This window comes from Duganella phyllosphaerae, assembly GCF_001758785.1.
Lineage (GTDB): Bacteria > Pseudomonadota > Gammaproteobacteria > Burkholderiales > Burkholderiaceae_D > Rugamonas > Rugamonas phyllosphaerae.
The window spans coordinates 37415-53095 of sequence record NZ_LROM01000125.1; the positions used below are offsets into that span (position 1 = coordinate 37415).

The 15681-nt window shown below is 66.9% G+C and carries 10 protein-coding genes; 6 read left to right on the top strand and 4 right to left on the bottom strand.

Going from position 1 to position 15681, the window contains the following annotated elements:
• Positions 1-23 precede the first annotated feature (23 nt).
• The 3 genes from DUPY_RS21785 to DUPY_RS21795 are packed head-to-tail and all read left to right on the top strand — an operon-like array spanning position 24 to position 5813.
• Positions 24-1232, top strand: coding sequence for an efflux RND transporter periplasmic adaptor subunit (locus tag DUPY_RS21785; RefSeq protein ID WP_070251013.1), 1209 nt, complete (start codon positions 24-26; stop codon positions 1230-1232).
• Positions 1225-4329: an efflux RND transporter permease subunit gene (locus DUPY_RS21790; RefSeq protein ID WP_070251015.1), complete on the top strand. Its 3105-nt coding sequence runs from the start codon at positions 1225-1227 to the stop codon at positions 4327-4329. Before DUPY_RS21785 ends, DUPY_RS21790 begins: the two co-directional genes overlap by 8 nt.
• Positions 4326-5813 carry an efflux transporter outer membrane subunit gene (locus DUPY_RS21795; RefSeq protein ID WP_070251017.1) on the top strand — a complete coding sequence of 496 codons (1488 nt, stop codon included), beginning with the start codon at positions 4326-4328 and terminating at the stop codon, positions 5811-5813. The genes DUPY_RS21790 and DUPY_RS21795 overlap by 4 nt, the downstream gene beginning before the upstream one ends.
• Here the strand turns inward: DUPY_RS21795 and DUPY_RS21800 are convergent.
• The 4 genes from DUPY_RS21800 to DUPY_RS21815 form a co-directional block, all read right to left on the bottom strand.
• Complete coding sequence (locus DUPY_RS21800; protein ID WP_070251019.1) at positions 5791-7074, bottom strand: MFS transporter; 1284 nt, start codon at positions 7072-7074, stop codon at positions 5791-5793. The two genes, DUPY_RS21795 and DUPY_RS21800, sit on opposite strands and share 23 nt — an antisense overlap.
• 66 nt (positions 7075-7140) lie before the next feature.
• Complete coding sequence (locus tag DUPY_RS21805) at positions 7141-9336, bottom strand: hybrid sensor histidine kinase/response regulator (RefSeq protein ID WP_070251020.1); 2196 nt, start codon at positions 9334-9336, stop codon at positions 7141-7143.
• Between the two features lie 13 nt (positions 9337-9349).
• On the bottom strand, positions 9350-9709 hold the full coding sequence (locus DUPY_RS21810) for an Hpt domain-containing protein (RefSeq protein ID WP_070251022.1): 360 nt from the start codon (positions 9707-9709) through the stop codon (positions 9350-9352).
• Entirely contained in the window at positions 9706-10284 is a 579-nt protein-coding gene (locus DUPY_RS21815; RefSeq protein WP_070251024.1) for a response regulator, read from the bottom strand. Before DUPY_RS21815 ends, DUPY_RS21810 begins: the two co-directional genes overlap by 4 nt.
• Before the next feature lie 151 nt (positions 10285-10435).
• Here DUPY_RS21815 and DUPY_RS21820 point away from each other — a divergent pair, with 151 nt between their 5' ends.
• From DUPY_RS21820 to DUPY_RS21830, 3 genes are all read left to right on the top strand, one after another.
• Positions 10436-11755 carry a hypothetical protein gene (locus DUPY_RS21820; RefSeq protein ID WP_070251025.1) on the top strand — a complete coding sequence of 440 codons (1320 nt, stop codon included), beginning with the start codon at positions 10436-10438 and terminating at the stop codon, positions 11753-11755.
• 153 nt (positions 11756-11908) lie between these two features.
• Positions 11909-14668: a TonB-dependent receptor gene (locus DUPY_RS21825; protein WP_208600081.1), complete on the top strand. Its 2760-nt coding sequence runs from the start codon at positions 11909-11911 to the stop codon at positions 14666-14668.
• A 1-nt stretch (position 14669) separates the two neighbouring features.
• The gene (locus DUPY_RS21830) at positions 14670-15641 is read left to right on the top strand and encodes a glycerophosphodiester phosphodiesterase family protein (RefSeq protein ID WP_070251029.1); all 972 of its coding nucleotides are present in this window, start codon (positions 14670-14672) and stop codon (positions 15639-15641) included.
• Positions 15642-15681: the final 40 nt, after the last annotated feature.

Here is a 15681-nt window from a genome sequence, read left to right on the forward strand (position 1 = left end):
GCTGTAGCTTCAGGAGAACCGCCATGAAAAAAATCACCCAATCTTCCAGCGACCGCCGCTGGACCCGTTTCATTCCCGGCCCGCTGCTGCTGGCCGCCCTCATCGCCGTCGGCCTGATCGCCTGGGGCGCGCATGGGATGCACGCGATGCAGGCGGCCAATGCCGCCAATGCCACCAATGCCGCCAACTCCTCCTCGCCGACAGGGCCGGCGCCGGCGCTGCAGCACGAAGGCGAAGCGATCGTCGTGCCGGCCACCTCGCCGCTGCGCCGGACCCTGGCCGTGGCGCCAGTGGTCTCACAAAGCCTGGCGGCGCCATTCGTGTTGCCGGCGGCGGTGGAAGCCGATCCCGCCCGGCTGGTAAAAATCACCACGCCGATGGCCGGCCGCGTGGTCAGCCTGAACAAGCAGCTGGGCGATGCCGTCAAAGCCGGCGAGATCCTGTTCGTGATCGACGCCCCCGACTTTGCCCAGGCCGGCGCCGACGTGGCCCGCGCGCAGGCGGCGCTCACGCTGGCAGCGGGCAACCTCGAACGCCAGCAGGCGCTCGACCACGAGCAGCTGACTGCCCGCCGCGACCTGGAACAGGCGCAAAGCGACTACGCGCAAGCGGTCAGCGAGGCCGCCCGCGCTGCCGCCAGGTTGCGCCAGAGTGGCGCACTCGCCAGCAGCAACATGAAAAACGGCACGCTGGCGGTGCGCGCACCGTTCGCCGGCCGCGTGGTGGAATTGTCCGCCGCGCGCGGCATGTACTGGAACGACGCCACCGCGCCATTGATGACGGTGGCCGACCTGTCGCAGGTGTTCGTCGCCATCAACGCGCAGGAAAAAGACCTGGCGCAGGTCTATGCCGGCCAGGCCGCCACCATCCGCCTCGACGCCTATCCCGAGCCGTTGCAGGGCACCGTGCGCTACGTGGGCGAAATGCTCGATCCCGATACCCGCACCGTCAAGCTGCGGGTGCCGTTCGAGAACCGCGACGGCCGCCTGAAACCCGGCATGTTCGCCACCGCCACTTTGAGCGCGCGCGCGCGTCCGGCCATCCTGGTGCCGTTGACCGCCGTGGTGCAGGGCGGTTTTGCCAGCCGCGTGTTCGTGGAAACGGCTCCGTGGCGCTTTACGTCGCGCGAAGTGAAGCTGGGCGCGCAGGTGGGCGACCAGGTGGAAGTGCAGTCCGGCCTGGCTGCTGGCACCCGCATCGTGGTCAAGGATGGAGTGCTGCTCAATGATTGACCGCATCGTCCACCTGTGTTTCAACAAGCGCGGCATGGTCGCGCTGATCTTCCTGCTCGCCACCGTGTACGGCGCCTACTGCTGGACCGAGCTGCCGTTGGAAGCCTATCCCGACATCGCCGACACCACCTCGCAGGTGGTCACCCAGGTCAACGGCCTGGCCGCCGAAGAGGTCGAGCAGCAGATCACGATTCCGCTCGAGCGCGAAATCATGGGAACGCCCGGCATGCACGTGATGCGTTCGAAGTCCACCTTCGGCCTGTCGCTGATCACCGTGGTGTTCGAGGACGGCGCCGAAGATTACTGGTCGCGCCAGCGCCTCCAGGAGCGCATCGCCGGCGTTACGCTGCCATACGGCGCGCAGCCGTCGCTCGATCCGCTCACTTCCCCGATCGGTGAAATCTACCGCTACACGCTGGAGTCCAAGTCGCGCAGCCTGCGCGAACTGTCCGAATTGCAGCGCTGGACCGTGGTGCCGCGCCTGAAACAGGCGTCCGGCGTGGTCGATGTGACCAATTTTGGCGGCGTGACCACGCAGTTCCTGATCGAGTTCGATCCGGCCAAGCTGGTCAAATACAGCCTGTCGCTGGCGCAGATCACCCAGGCCATCTCGTCCAACAACGCCAACGCGGGCGGCAGCATCCTCACGCGCGGTGAACAGGGCATGGTCGTGCGCGGCGTGGGACTGATCCGTGGCCTCGATGACCTGGGCAATATCGTGGTGGCGCAAAAAAGCGGTGTGCCGGTGCTGGTGAAAGACCTGGGCACGGTCACGCTGGGCCAGCAGGAACGGCACGGCATCCTTGGCAAGGACCACGTGTCCGACACCGTCTCCGGCATCGTGCTGCTGCTGAAGAACCAGAATCCGTCGCGCGTGATCGCCGGCGTGCACGACGCCGTGGCCGACCTGAACGACCACCTGCTGCCCAAGGATGTCAAGGTAGTGGCCTACATGGACCGCAGCTCGCTGGTGGAGGCAACCGTGCATACGGTCGGCAAGACGCTGATCGAAGGCGTGGTGCTGGTCACGTTGGTGCTGGTGCTGTTTTTGGGCAGCGTGCGCGCGGCGCTGATTGCCGCTGCCGCGATTCCCGTCTCGCTGATGACGGCGTTTATCCTGATGCACCACTTCAAGGTGCCGGCCAACCTGCTGTCGCTGGGCGCGATCGACTTCGGCATCATCGTCGATGGCGCCATCTTCGTGCTCGAAGCCATCCTGCGCCGGCGCGAAGAACAGCCGGAAGGCCTGCTGGACGAAGACGCGGCGCTGGCCGCCACCAGCCAGGTGATGAAGCCCACGCTGTTCGGCATGCTGGTGATCATGGTGGCGTACCTGCCGCTGTTCGCGTTCCAGCGCATCGAATACAAGCTGTTCTCGCCGATGGCCTTTGCGGTGGGCTTTGCCTTGCTGGGCGCCTTGCTGATGACGATGATGGTGATCCCGGGCCTGGCCCACTGGGCCTTCCGCAAGCCGCGCAAGATTTTCCACAACCCGCTGCTCACCTGGCTGATGCCGCGCTACGAAGCGCTGTTGCAGCGGCTGGTCGGCAAATCGAAGCTGGTGCTGGTATTGGCCGGCGCCACGCTGGCGGCAGTGGTGGTGCTGGGCGGCGCCATCGGCCGCGACTTCCTGCCCGCGCTCGACGAAGGTTCGATCTGGCTGCAGGTAACGCTGCCACCGGGGATTTCGCTCGACAAGGCCACCCGCATGGCCGACGCCCTGCGCGACGCCACCCTGAAAGAGCCGCAGGTGGCGCACGTGGTTACGCAGCTGGGCCGCAACGACGAGGGCACCGATCCATTTACGCCCTCGCACATCGAATGCGCGGTCACGCTCAAACCCTACGACCAGTGGCCGTCGGGTATGGCCAAGCAGGACCTGGTCGATCGGCTGGCCGCGCGCTACCGTGATTTGCCCGGCACCGACGTGGGCTTCTCGCAGCCGATGATCGACGGTGTGCTCGACAAGCTGGCCGGCGCCCACAGCGACCTGGTGGTCAAGGTCTATGGCGACGACTTCCAGCAAACCCGCAAGCTGGCCGCCGCCGTGGAGCACCTGCTGCGCACCGTGCCAGGGGCGCAGGACGTGATCATCGACCAGGAGCCGCCGCTGCCGCAAGTGCGCATCGATGTCGATCGCGCCGCCGCCGCGCGCCTGGGCATTAACGTGGCCGACGTGATGGCGCTGATCCAGACCGGCATCGGCGGCAGCCCGGTGGCGCAAGTGTACGTGGGCGACCGCAGCTACGACGTGGCCGCGCGCTTCGAGGGCGCTGCCCGCAGCGATCCGCAGGCGATCGGCAACCTGGTGCTGACCACTGCCAACGGCGCCCACGTGGCGTTGTCGCAGGTGGCCCATATCGGCATGGCGCAGGGTGAAACCACGATCACCCGCGAGATGAACCGGCGCCACCTGACGGTGCGCACCAACCTGCGCGGGCGCGACCTGTCGTCGTTCCTGGCCGAGGCCCAGGGCCGCATTGCGCGCGAGATCCCGTACGACCATGCGCGCTACCAGATTACCTGGGGCGGGCAGTTCGAAAACCAGCAGCGCGCCCAGGCGCGACTGGCGGTAATCGTGCCGGCGGTGCTGGCGCTGATGTTCGTGATGCTGTTCTCGGCGTTCGGCAACCTGCGCCAGCCGGGGTTGATCCTGCTGGTGGTGCCGCTCTCGCTGCTCGGTGGCCTGGTGGCGCTGCAACTGCGCGGCATGACGCTCAACGTGTCGTCGGCGGTAGGGTTTATCGCGCTGTTCGGCGTGGCGGTGCTCAACGCGGTGGTGATGCTGTCCAACCTGAATCGCTGGCGCGCGTTGCTGCCCGACGACCTGCGGCTGGCCGTGATCAAGGGCGCCAGCGAAAGGGTGCGCCCGGTGCTCACCACGGCCACGGTGGCGGCCCTGGGCCTGGTGCCGGCCGCGCTGGCGCATGGCCTGGGCAGCGATGTTCAGCGCCCGCTGGCCACCGTGGTGGTGGGCGGCCTGGTCACCGCCACAGCGCTGACGCTGGTGCTGCTGCCGGCGCTGTATTACTTGATTGAACAGCGCCTGGTCGAACAACGCATGAATCAACAAGACATGAAGGAGGAGAGCGCATGAAAAAAATCATTGCCGCCCAACTGTTCGCCATTGCGCTGGCCACGCTGATCGCCGGCTGCGCCGCCGGCCCCGATTTTGTCGCACCGGCCGCGCCCACGGCGCAGCGCTACACCGCCCAGGTGCTCGACGGCGAAGCGGCGCAGCCGGAACATACCCAGAAACTGGCGGCCGGGCAGGATGTGCCGGCGCGCTGGTGGACCAGCTTCGGCTCGGAATCGCTCAATGCCCTGGTAGATAGCGCACTGGCGGCAAATCCCGACTTGCAGGCGGCGCAGGCCGCGCTGCTGGCCGCGCGCGAAAACGCCACCGCCCAGCAGGGTCTGTGGTGGCCGGACGCCACCTTGCACCTCGCGCCCACGCGCCAGCGGGTGGCCGGTACGTTATCGAGCCCCCTGGCCTCCGGCGCCAACCTGTTCTCGCTGCACACGGCGCAACTGAACGTGGGCTACTCGCCCGATGTATTCGGCGGCGTGCGTCGGCAGCTGGAAGCGGCTGGCGCCGAAGTGGACGTGGCGCGCTACCAGGGCGACGCCGCGCGCCTGACACTGGAGGCGAACGTGGTGCTGGCCGCGATCAACGAGGCTGCGCTGCGCGCGCAGCTCGACGTCACGCGCGAGCTGGCCGACCTGGCGCAGCGCCAGCTAGAGGCCACGCGCGCCATGCAGCGCGCCGGCCAGGTGGGCCCGGCCGATGTAGCGGCGCAGGAGACTGCGCTGGCGCAGGCGCAAGCCGGCGTGCCGCCGCTGGAAAAACAGGTGGCCCAGCAGCGCAACCTGCTGGCGGTGCTGGGCGGGCGCATGCCGGCCGACGGCACCGGAGCGGCGGGGGTGGAGTTCAATGGCCTGGAACTGGCCGAAACGCTGCCGGTCAGTGTGCCGGCGCGGCTGGTGGAGCACCGGCCCGACATCCGCGCCGCCGAAGCGCAACTGCATGCGGCCAGCGCCCAGGTAGGCGTGGCCAAGGCCGCGCGCCTGCCCAATATTGCGCTCACCGCCACACTGGGCGGGACGGCGCTCAATGCCGGCACGCTGTTCAAGTCGGGGACAGGTTTCTGGAGCATCGGCGCCGACCTGGTGCAGCCGCTGTTCAAGGGCGGCGCCTTGCTGCACCAGCAGCGCGCGGCCGAAGCGGCATACACCGAAGCGTCGTTCCAGTATCGCAGCGTGGTGCTCACGGCCTTCCAGAATGTGGCCGACGCACTGCACGCGGTCGATGCCGACGCCAGGGCGCTGCGCAGCGCGGACGCCGCCGAACAGGCCGCGCACCGCAGCCTGGGCATCGCCCAGCGCCAGTGGCAACTGGGCACGCTGGCCTATCCGGCGGTGCTGCTGGCGCAGCAGTCGTGGCAGCAGGCCAGCGTGGCGCTGATCGCGGCCCGCGCCGCGCGGTACGCGGACACGGTGGCGTTGTTCCAGGCGCTGGGTGGCGGCTGGACTGACAGCGCTCCAGTGCCAGCGCCAGCTATTGTCGCTGCCCGTCCCTGACGAACAGCGCGGTGACCACGCCCACCGCGCACAGCGCCATCACGTACCACGCCGGCGCCAGCGGCTCCACCTTGAGCATCAGCGTGACCATGACCGGGGTGAGGCCGCCGAAGATGGCGTAGGCCAGGTTGTACGAAAACGACAGGCCGGAAAAACGCACCGGCGCCGGAAACGCGCGCACCATCACGCTCGGCACCACGCCCACCACGCCCACCGCAAAGCCCAGCAGGCAGTAGAGCGGCAGCAGCAGGTCGGGGCGTACCTTGACCGTGGTGTAGAACGCGTACGTGCACGCCGCCAGCAGCAGTGCGCCGCCGATCAGCATGCGGCGTGCGCCCAGGCGGTCGGCCAGTACGCCAGCCACCACGCAGCCCACCGCCAGGCACAGCGTGGCGGCGGTGTTGGCCGTGAGCGCGGTGCGGGCATCGAAACCATAGACCTTCTGCAGCAGCGTGGGCGTCATCAGGATCACCACCACGATGGCGGCCGACAGCATCCAGGTAAGCAGCATCGACAGCACCACCGCGCCGCGATGTTCGCGCAGCACGGCCTTGAGCGGCAGTTCCGCCGCCAGCGCCTTGCGCTGTTTGAGTTCGGTGAAGACCGGCGTTTCGTGCAGCCAGCGGCGCAGGTACATCGCGCCCAGGCCGAACACGCCGCCCAGCAGGAACGGCAGGCGCCAGCCGTAGTCGAGTACTTGCTGCGGCGTGAACACGCTGTTGATCCCGGTGGCCATCATTGAACCCAGCAATATGCCCATGGTGAGGCCGGCGGTGAGCGTGCCGCAGGCGTAGCCGATATGCCGCGCCGGCACGTGTTCCGAGACGAACACCCAGGCGCCCGGCACCTCGCCGCCCACCGCCGCGCCCTGGGCCACGCGCAGCAGCAGGAGCAGCAGCGGCGCGGCCAGGCCGATGCTGGCATAGGTGGGCAAGAGGCCGATCAGCAGCGTGGGCACGGCCATCAGCAGGATCGACAGGTTGAACATCTTTTTGCGGCCCAGCAGGTCGCCGAAATGCGCCATGACCATGCCGCCGATCGGACGCACCACGTAGCCCGCCGCAAAAATGCCAAAGGTCTGGAACAGCCGCATCCAGTCCGGCATATCGGGCGGGAAGAAAAGGGCGCCGATGGTGGTGGCGAAGAAGACGAAAATGATGAAGTCGTAGAATTCCAGCGCACCGCCGAGGGCGGCCAGCGACAGGGTCTTGTAGTCCTGGCGCACCAGCAGGCGTGCGCTTTCCTGGGAGATGTCCGGCATCGAAGTGTCTCTCGCTATTATTGTTAGAACATTGGTTTTTGAACGATAGCGCCATTCTATGACGATTCAGTCGCCGGTGCAGCGGCGAATGGCGTCGGCAAAGGCGGTGGCCGTAAATGGCTTGGTCAGGTAGCCATCGGCCCCCGCTGCCAGGCAGCGCGCGCGGTCGCCGTCGATGGCATTGGCGGTAAGCGCGATCACCGGCGTATGCGGCCAGCCGTTGGCCGCTTCCTGCGCACGCAGGCGGCGGCACGCTTCATAGCCGTCCATCACAGGCATCATGCAGTCCATCAGCACCAGGTCGTAGCGTCGCGCCGTCAGCGCGTCGAGCGCCTGCTGGCCGTCGTGTACTTCGTCGGCGGTCCAGCCGAGCTTGCGCAGCAGGATGCGCGCCAGCTGCCGGTTCATTTCCGTGTCCTCCACCAGCAGCGCATGGCCGGCAGGCGCCGGGACGGATGCGGCGACCTGCGCCGACGCCGGCGCGCTGTCGGCCGGCGGCGCCGGCATCAGCCGCGCCGGCAGCTCGAAGCTGAAGGTCGAGCCCTGGCCCGGGATGCTGGCGCACCCGATGGCGCCGCCCATCAATTCGACCAGGTGCTTGCAGATCGCCAGGCCCAGGCCGGTGCCGCCGTAGCGGTTGCCGATACTGCTGTCGGCCTGGCGAAACGGTTCGAACAGGTGGGACTGCGCGTGCGGACAGATGCCGATGCCGCTGTCGGTCACCGAGTAGCGCAGGCGCCACTGCGCGGGGTCGGCGCCGGCTGATGGTGCGATGGCCTGCAAGCGGATGCCAATGGCCCCGGCAGGGGTGAACTTGACGGCATTGTTGACCAGGTTGCCCAGCACCTGGCGCACCCGCGCAGGGTCGCCTTCGACGTGGCCAGGCAGGTGATCGACATCGACCGACAGGCGCAGCTGCTTGCGTTCGGCGCTGGCCCGGTGCAGCGCCAATACCTGTTCGATCAGCTGGGCCGGCGCATAGGCCTGCCGTTCGAGCTGCATGTGGCCAGCTTCGACCTTAGAAAAATCGAGCAGGTCGTTGATGATGTGGAGCAGTTCCAGCGCGGCGTGGTGCACATTGCCGGCGTAGGTGCGCTGGGTGGCGTCGAGGCGGGTGTCGAGCATCAACTCGCTCATGCCGACAATGCCGTTCATCGGCGTGCGGATCTCGTGGCTGGTCACGGCCAGAAAGCGCGACTTGGCGGCATTGGCGGCGTCGGCTTCGGCCTTCAGGGCCAGCGCCTGGCGCGCATCTTCCTCGCGGCGCTTGAGCAGGAAGGCCATCAGCACAAAGGCAATCAGTACCGCGATCATGCTGGGCAGGACCACCGCGCCGAGCATGCGCAGGTTGTTGCGCCAGCCGGCGAACAGCAGTTCTTCGGTGATGGTGGCGTTGATGATCAGCGGGTAGTCGCGCACCACGCGGACGGCGCCCATGCGCTGCACCGTGCGCATGCCGTCTGCCGCGCGCGGACTGCTGGTGAGCACCACGTCGTGCTGCTTGCCGGCGCTGATGACGTCGTACGTGGCGCCGCCCAGGTTGCGTTTGCCCATCATGGACTCGCGCACCGGCCAGCGCGCCAGCAAGGTAAAGTCGCTGCGGTACAGCGAGATGGCGGCGTGTTCGCCCAGGCTCACGTTGCGGAAAAACTCGCCGAAGAAATCGCACGATACGCCCACCAGGATCACGCCGGCGAACCGGCCGGCAGGGTCGTTCAGGCGCCGGCTCACGTAAAATGTCCAGGTCTGGTTGCCCTTGTTGCGCACCGGGGTGGAGAGGAACGGCTTGGGCGAGTCGTTCTGCGCGTGGTGCAAAAAATAGTCGCGGTCGGCCACGTTGATGGGCGGCGCCGGATGGCTGCGGGTGAAGTTGATCACGTTGCCGCTGGCGGCGATGATGGTGGCCACGCTGATTTGCGGCGACACGCTGATGCGGTCGCGCAGCGCCTGGGACATGCGCGCGCTGCCGAGTGCCGCCTGGCGCGCGGTCGGTGATGGGCCGGCTTTGTCGGCGGCGTCGGCCACCAGCGCGTCGATGCTGTCGAGCACCTGGTAAGTGGAGGTCATGGTCTGGGCGGTGTTCTCGGCCAGCACGAGGGTGAGGTTTTCCAGTTCGCCGCGCCAGTCGGCGATTTCGTGGACGTACAGGCGCCAGCTCACCAGCGCGGTGGTTGCGCCCAGCATGGCCAGCAGCACCACGCACACGAGTACGGTGGCGCGGCGCGCGGTGAGGGCGCTCCAGCGGCGTCGGACGACGGTCATGGCGCGCGGCGGCTCAGTTCTGCGGTACCGCGCGTACGATGCTCTGGGTGACCTCGCGCATTACCAGCGCAAGCAGCGGCGCCAGTTCGGCCTGGGCGGCGTCGAGCGCGCAGCCCTGGCGCGCGGCCGACTCGTGGCGTTGCAGTTCGCTCGAGAACGTGGCGGCGCCGATCAGCATCGCCATGCCCTTGAGCGCGTGGCTGCTGGCGGCAATCGCCTGATAGTCGCGCCGCGCGAACGCCTGCTCCAGCCGCGAGAACAATCCCGGCGCATGTTCGAGGAAGGTGTGCGACAGCGTGATAAAGGTGCCGTGATCGCCGGCCGCCTCCATCAGCACGGTGGGGTCGATGCTCTGGTAACGGTAGTGGCTCATCGGGCGGCCCGCAGGAAGTTGGCGCAGCCGGCGCGCAGGTAGCCGCGCAATTCGTCGTAGTTGACCGGCTTGCCGAAAAAGACCACGCCCGGCGGCAAACCGCCGCGCGCCACCAGATCCGATTCGCCGAGCGCCGAGACGACGGCAATGTGCATGGGCCGCAGTTGCGGGTCGTTGACGATGGTGTTCAGCAGCTCATAGCCGTCGATGCCTTCCATGACGATGTCGGTGACGACGATGTCGGGCTGGCGGCGGGCCACTTCCAGCAAGGCCTGGTAGCCGTTCTCGCAAAATACCAGTTGCGCCGTCAGGTTCCAGGCGCCCAGGTGCTTCTGGTACAGGATGCGCTGCATCGGATTGTCTTCCACGACCAGGATGGTGGCCCGCTCGCGGCCCGGCTGGCCCTTGTAAGCCAGTACCGCTGCCATGGGAATGCGGCGGTGGCCGCCACGGGTTTTCCAGGCGTCGATGGCGCCCGACTCCACCAGTTGCTGGACCGAGGAGACCGAGACGCCGAGGATTTCGGCCGCGCGCTGGGTGGTGCAGACTTCATCGTTTTCAATTACGGATTTCATTACGCGCTTTGGCAGGCAATCGCAGGAATTCGAGGTTATCGCCAAAATTCATTTTAATCAATGAATTTATGGATTCCCCCGCCAATTCACGCTGTTGTCACAATCGCCTGCTAGCCTGTGGGTGATCATGGTCGGCTGGAGATGGAAGCGGATGTCAACGGAAGCAATCGCAGGCGCGCAATCGCGCCCGGGTGGGCTGGCGGCGCAGCGGGAAGAGTTCACCGCCGCGCTGGCGCGCATCCTGGCCAGCCAGGCGTTTTCGCGCAGCGGACGGCTGACGGCTTTTCTGCGCCACGTCTGCGTCGCAACCCTCGACGGCCAGGAAAAACAGCTCTCCGAGCAGCGCATTGGCACGGCCGTCTTCGGCCGCCCCGACCATTACAACCCTTCCGACGACACCATCGTGCGCAGCACGGCGCGGCTGCTGCGCCAGCGCCTCGACCAGTATTACGAGGACGAGGGCCGTGCGGAAGCGTTTCGCATCGCGATTCCACGGGGCGCATATGTGCCGGTGTTTGTGCCTCTAGCGCCGCTGGCAGCTTCTCCGGAGCCAATGCCTGCATCCGTTGTTGCCTCTTCGCCGCCGCCAGCGACGCATGTCCCGGTCCCTTCGGCGCATCACTGGCGGCTGGCGGCGCTGATGCCCGCATTGATGCTGCTGGTGCTGGCCGCCATGGCCATCCTGTGGTGGCAGTCGCGCGATGACGCAGCGAGCAGTTCGGCGCAAGATGCGAGTACGCGGTTCTGGGCCACCATGCTGCCGGCCGACCGCGATGCCACGCTGGTGGTGTCCGACAACGGCCTGGTGATGTACCAGGGCGATACGCGCCGCGCAGTGCCGCTGGCCGACTACATCGCCAACCGTCCCGGTGCGGCGGACACGCCAACGCTGGAGGTGGAACGCTACAACGCACGCCGGTACACCGGCATGTCGTCGGTGACGCTGGCGGCGGAACTGGGCAAGCTGGCCACCGCCGCGCCGCAGCGGTATCACGTGCGCTTTTCACGTGATGTGAAACTGTCAGACCTCAAGCACGACAACACCATCCTCGTCGGCGTCGAGTCTTCCAATCCCTGGTGGGCGCTGTATCGCAACCAGTTCAATTTTCACATCGACTGGGACAGTGAAACCGGTGATTTTCTCATTCTGAACGACCGGCCCGTCAGCGGTGAACGGCCGCGTTACCCGTTCTCTTCACGCGACCCGGCGCGGCGCGGCTATGCGCTGATCGGCTTCAAACGCAACCTGAGCGGCGACGGCCACACGCTGCTGATCGGCGGTACCACCTCGGCCGGGACCGACGCCGCCATCGAGTTCATGATGAATCCCGCGCAACTCGGGCCCCTGATCCACCGGGCGCAGCGGGAAAATGGCGCGATCGGCGACTTCGAAGTGCTGCTGCAATGCGTGTTGCAGGCCAATGGCAGCACCGATATCGCGGTGCTGGGCACGCGCGTGGCGCCGCGCTGAGACAGCGGTTTTGACAGCGTATTTCACGGTGAGATTTGACCGTGAAACGCACCCCGGCAAGCGGCGCCGACCCTACACTCGATGCCGATCGCAGCAGGCATTCCAGCCGGCGCGGCACCATCTGCAAGGGGATCGAACAACATGAAGTACACCATGACCAAACACCGCTGGTTGCTGGCGCCTACCGCCGTGGCGCTGACCATGGCGACCGGCGCCCACGCCCAGCAAGCGGCCCAGCCGGCCAACGCCGATAACCAGGCGACGCCTGACACCGTCGTCACCGTCACCGGCATCAAGCGCGCCTACCTGAAAGCCATCGAGAGCAAGCTCGATCGCAGCGGCATCGCCGACGTGGTCAGCGCCAACGAGGTGCAGGGTCTGCCCGACAACACCATCGTCGAAACGCTGCGCCGGGTGCCGGGGCTCTCGGTCCTGCCCACGCTGGACAATGAGCACCCGCGCGACGAGGCGGCCACGCCGGTGCTGCGCGGCCTGGGTGCGGCCTACAACAACGTCACCATCGACGGCTCGCCCCTGGCCTCGCCGGGTACGCCGAACGGCAATCTCGGTTCGATCGGACGCGGCGTGCGGCTCGACCTGCTGCCGTCGTCGATGATCAGCGAGCTGGTGGTGTCCAAAACCTTCGGCGCCGACCAGGAACCGAACGCCATCGGCGGCGCCATCGACCTCAAAACGCGCAGCGCCTTCGAACGCGGCGGCCGGCCGTTCTTTACCATCGAGGGAGCGGGTGGGGCGGCCAGCGACGGTTCGCGCCCACGGCCGCAGGACCGTATCGGCCAGCGCGTGATCTCCACCGGCAGCTTCACCTTTGGCGACGCTAAACAGTACGGCATGGTGGTAGCGGCCAACTACCAGAAGCTCGATACCAGCACCGACACGCACATGACCACCGACACCGTGTTCGAGAATTTTTACGACGCGGCCGGCAACCGCCTCAGTGGCAATAACCTCGGCAACGGCTATGCCGTGCCGCAGCAGGACAAGTACTGGTATGTGCAGGACCAGCGCTCGCGCCTGGGCCTCACCGTCAAGCTCGAAGCGAAGCCATGGCAATCGGTGTATGGCTTTGTCACCGGCGGCTATTACAAGTTCCGCGACCAGATGGTGCGCAACGAAAACCTGATCGATCCGCGCAATACGCTCACCGTGCAAAACCAGGGGCCGACGTCCGGCCGCTATCCGGGCGGCGACGTCGAAGTGGGCTACTCGCAGCAGGACATGACCAGCGCAACGCGGCTGCTGCAAAGCGGTGTCGATTGGCAGATCGCCGACCACGAGACGCTGGGCCTGCGCGCCAACGTCTCGCGCGCTACCTACCGTGAACCGATCAGGATGATCAAGTACGGCACCAATGCCAGCTACAGCGCACCCGGCACCGGCGGCGCCATTCCCGTCGCCACGCCGGAATACGCGTTCGACTACGACACCAGCAATCTGAATCATTCGTTCAACGTCTCGCCGGCGGCATACAACAACCTGTCCAACTACAAGCTGCTGTACTACCGCGACGACTACCGCCGCTCGGCGCAGGACACCATCGGCAACGTGCGCGCCGACTACCGGCGCGAACTCGATCAGCCGGGCGTGGGCTTTGCCGTGGGCGCCGCTTACACCGTGGACCGTCCTGGCTACAATATTCATCGCAACGACCTGGAACCGAACACCAGCCAGCCCGCGCTCACTCTGCTTGGCGTGACCGGCCCTTCCGCACCGCTGCGCTACAGCCAGAATGGCCTGGGACTGATCACCATCGACCCGCAGGCGGCCAGCGCCCAGATCGAGGCGCTGCGGGCGGCCGGTGGCCTGAACACCACCAACCAGACTGCGTTCAGCAACCAGGACAACTTCGAGCATCGCGAGCGCACGCTGGGCGCTTACGCCCAGGTCAGTTTCAACACCGAACAGTGGAAAACCCTGGTGGGCCTGCGCGACGACCGCACCCTGCTCAACACCGCCGGCCGCGCGCTGGTGGCCGGCGCCTGGACGCCGCTGCCCACGTCGTCGCGCTACAACTTCCTGTTGCCGTCGCTGCAAACCACGTGGCAGGCCAGCGCGGACCTCGACCTGCGCGCTGCTGCCAGCCAGACCATCGGCCGGCCCACTTACGATTCCTACGCGGCGCGCAGCGCCATCAGTTTCACCAACGTCGGCGACACGGGCAATCCAAACGCCACCGGTGTGGCGGTCACGGTGGGCAACCCGGACATCAAGCCGCGCCTGTCCACCAACACCGACCTGGCACTGAACTACCGCCTGCCGAAGGCGGCCAAGGGCCTGCTGTCGGTGGCGGTGTTCAACAAGGACATCAAGGACGAGATCTTCAACCAGGCCTCGCAGGGCTACACCTACCAGGGTGTGAACTATGTGAACGCGGTGGTCACGCGGCCGGCCAATGCGTCGAAGGCATCGATCCGGGGCGCGGAACTGAGTGCGGTGGTCAACTCGCTGGGCTGGATCCACCCGCTCATCGCCGACATGGGCTTGAGCGCCAACTGGAGCGCGCTCGATGGCAAGATGACGGTGCGCCGGTCCGATGGCTCCGCACGCGACATCGACCGCCTGGTGGGTCAGCCCGACCGCACCGCCAACCTGACCGTGTTCTATGCCAGCGCCGGACTGGAACTGCGCGCGGCGTACAACCGCCAGGGCAAGGCGCTGCGCGCTATCGTGCCGGATATCGCCTGGCAGGACCTGTACTGGGCGCCGCGCTCGCAGGTGGACCTGCAGGCCAGCTACAAGCTTACGCGCGAGCTGACCCTGTTCGGCCAGGTGCAGAACGTCACCGGCAAGCGCATGACCAGCCTCACCGGACCGTCGATGAACCTGCTCAAGGATACCTATTCCGTGCCGAAGGTGGCGTGGGTGGGCTTGCGCTACACGCCGGAGTTTTAACATGGGCCGCTATTTGAAGGTATGGTACGCGGCGCTGCTGCTGGCTGGAACGCAGCCCGCCATGGCTGCCGATCACGCGGATACGATCCGCCGCAAGTTCGACCAGCCGTCCGCCGGCGTGTTCATCGTGGCGCACCGGGGCTGCCACAACGCCTCGCCGCAGCAGAAGCTGGCGGCGGCGCCCGAGAATTCGCTGGCCGCCCTGGAACACTGCGTGCGCCTGGGCGTGGACATGATGGAGCTCGACGTGCGCCGCAGCGCCGATGGTGCGCTGGTGGTGATCCACGACGCCACGGTCGACCGAACGACCGATGGCCGCGGCAAGGTGGCCGACCTGACCCTGGCGCAGTTGCAGGCGCTGCGCCTGAAGCAAAACATGGGCGCGCAGATGTCGCCGGAGCTCACCGACGAGCACCTGTCCACGCTGGCGCAGATGCTGGCCGCTGCCAGGGGCCGCATCATGATCAACCTCGACATCAAGGACGACGACATCTACGCCCAGACCATTGCGGAAGCGACCGCGCACGGCATGGCGCGTTACGTGCTGGTGAAGAGTTTCGTGAACCTCGACGCAGCGGGCGTGGGCGCCGACGATCCGGCCTTTGCAGCGGTGCCGTACATGCCGATCGTGGGCGCGTGGACCGGCAAGGGCGAGGGCGCCAGTGCCGCGCAGGTGGTGACGCGCCAATTGGCGGCGCAGCGGCGGCCGGCAGGGGTGGAGCTGGTGTTCCTGCCGCGCGAGCAGTTGGCGCCGGTGCGCAAGCTGGCGGCAGCGGGCGGGGTCCGGCTGTGGGCCAACACGCTGACGTCGGTGGGCGTGATCAGCGTGATCGGCATGGGCGGCGACCTGGAAGCGCTGCGCACGTCGGGCCGGGCATGGGGCGATCTGATCGGCGCCGGCGTGGATACCATCCAGACCGACGAGCCGGGACCGCTGCTGGCATTCTTGAAGCGGCAGGGCATTCGTCACTGACGACGCATGGTTTAGAATGACCGCACAAGTGATTCGAAAA

Coding starts and splice junctions, on each gene's coding strand:
- DUPY_RS21785 (WP_070251013.1), top strand. CDS start 24: ATGAAAAAAATCACCCAATCTTCCAGCGACCGCCGCTGGACCCGTTTC.
- DUPY_RS21790 (WP_070251015.1), top strand. CDS start 1,225: ATGATTGACCGCATCGTCCACCTGTGTTTCAACAAGCGCGGCATGGTC.
- DUPY_RS21795 (WP_070251017.1), top strand. CDS start 4,326: ATGAAAAAAATCATTGCCGCCCAACTGTTCGCCATTGCGCTGGCCACG.
- DUPY_RS21800 (WP_070251019.1), bottom strand. CDS start 7,074: ATGCCGGACATCTCCCAGGAAAGCGCACGCCTGCTGGTGCGCCAGGAC.
- DUPY_RS21805 (WP_070251020.1), bottom strand. CDS start 9,336: ATGACCGTCGTCCGACGCCGCTGGAGCGCCCTCACCGCGCGCCGCGCC.
- DUPY_RS21810 (WP_070251022.1), bottom strand. CDS start 9,709: ATGAGCCACTACCGTTACCAGAGCATCGACCCCACCGTGCTGATGGAG.
- DUPY_RS21815 (WP_070251024.1), bottom strand. CDS start 10,284: ATGAAATCCGTAATTGAAAACGATGAAGTCTGCACCACCCAGCGCGCG.
- DUPY_RS21820 (WP_070251025.1), top strand. CDS start 10,436: ATGTCAACGGAAGCAATCGCAGGCGCGCAATCGCGCCCGGGTGGGCTG.
- DUPY_RS21825 (WP_208600081.1), top strand. CDS start 11,909: ATGACCAAACACCGCTGGTTGCTGGCGCCTACCGCCGTGGCGCTGACC.
- DUPY_RS21830 (WP_070251029.1), top strand. CDS start 14,670: ATGGGCCGCTATTTGAAGGTATGGTACGCGGCGCTGCTGCTGGCTGGA.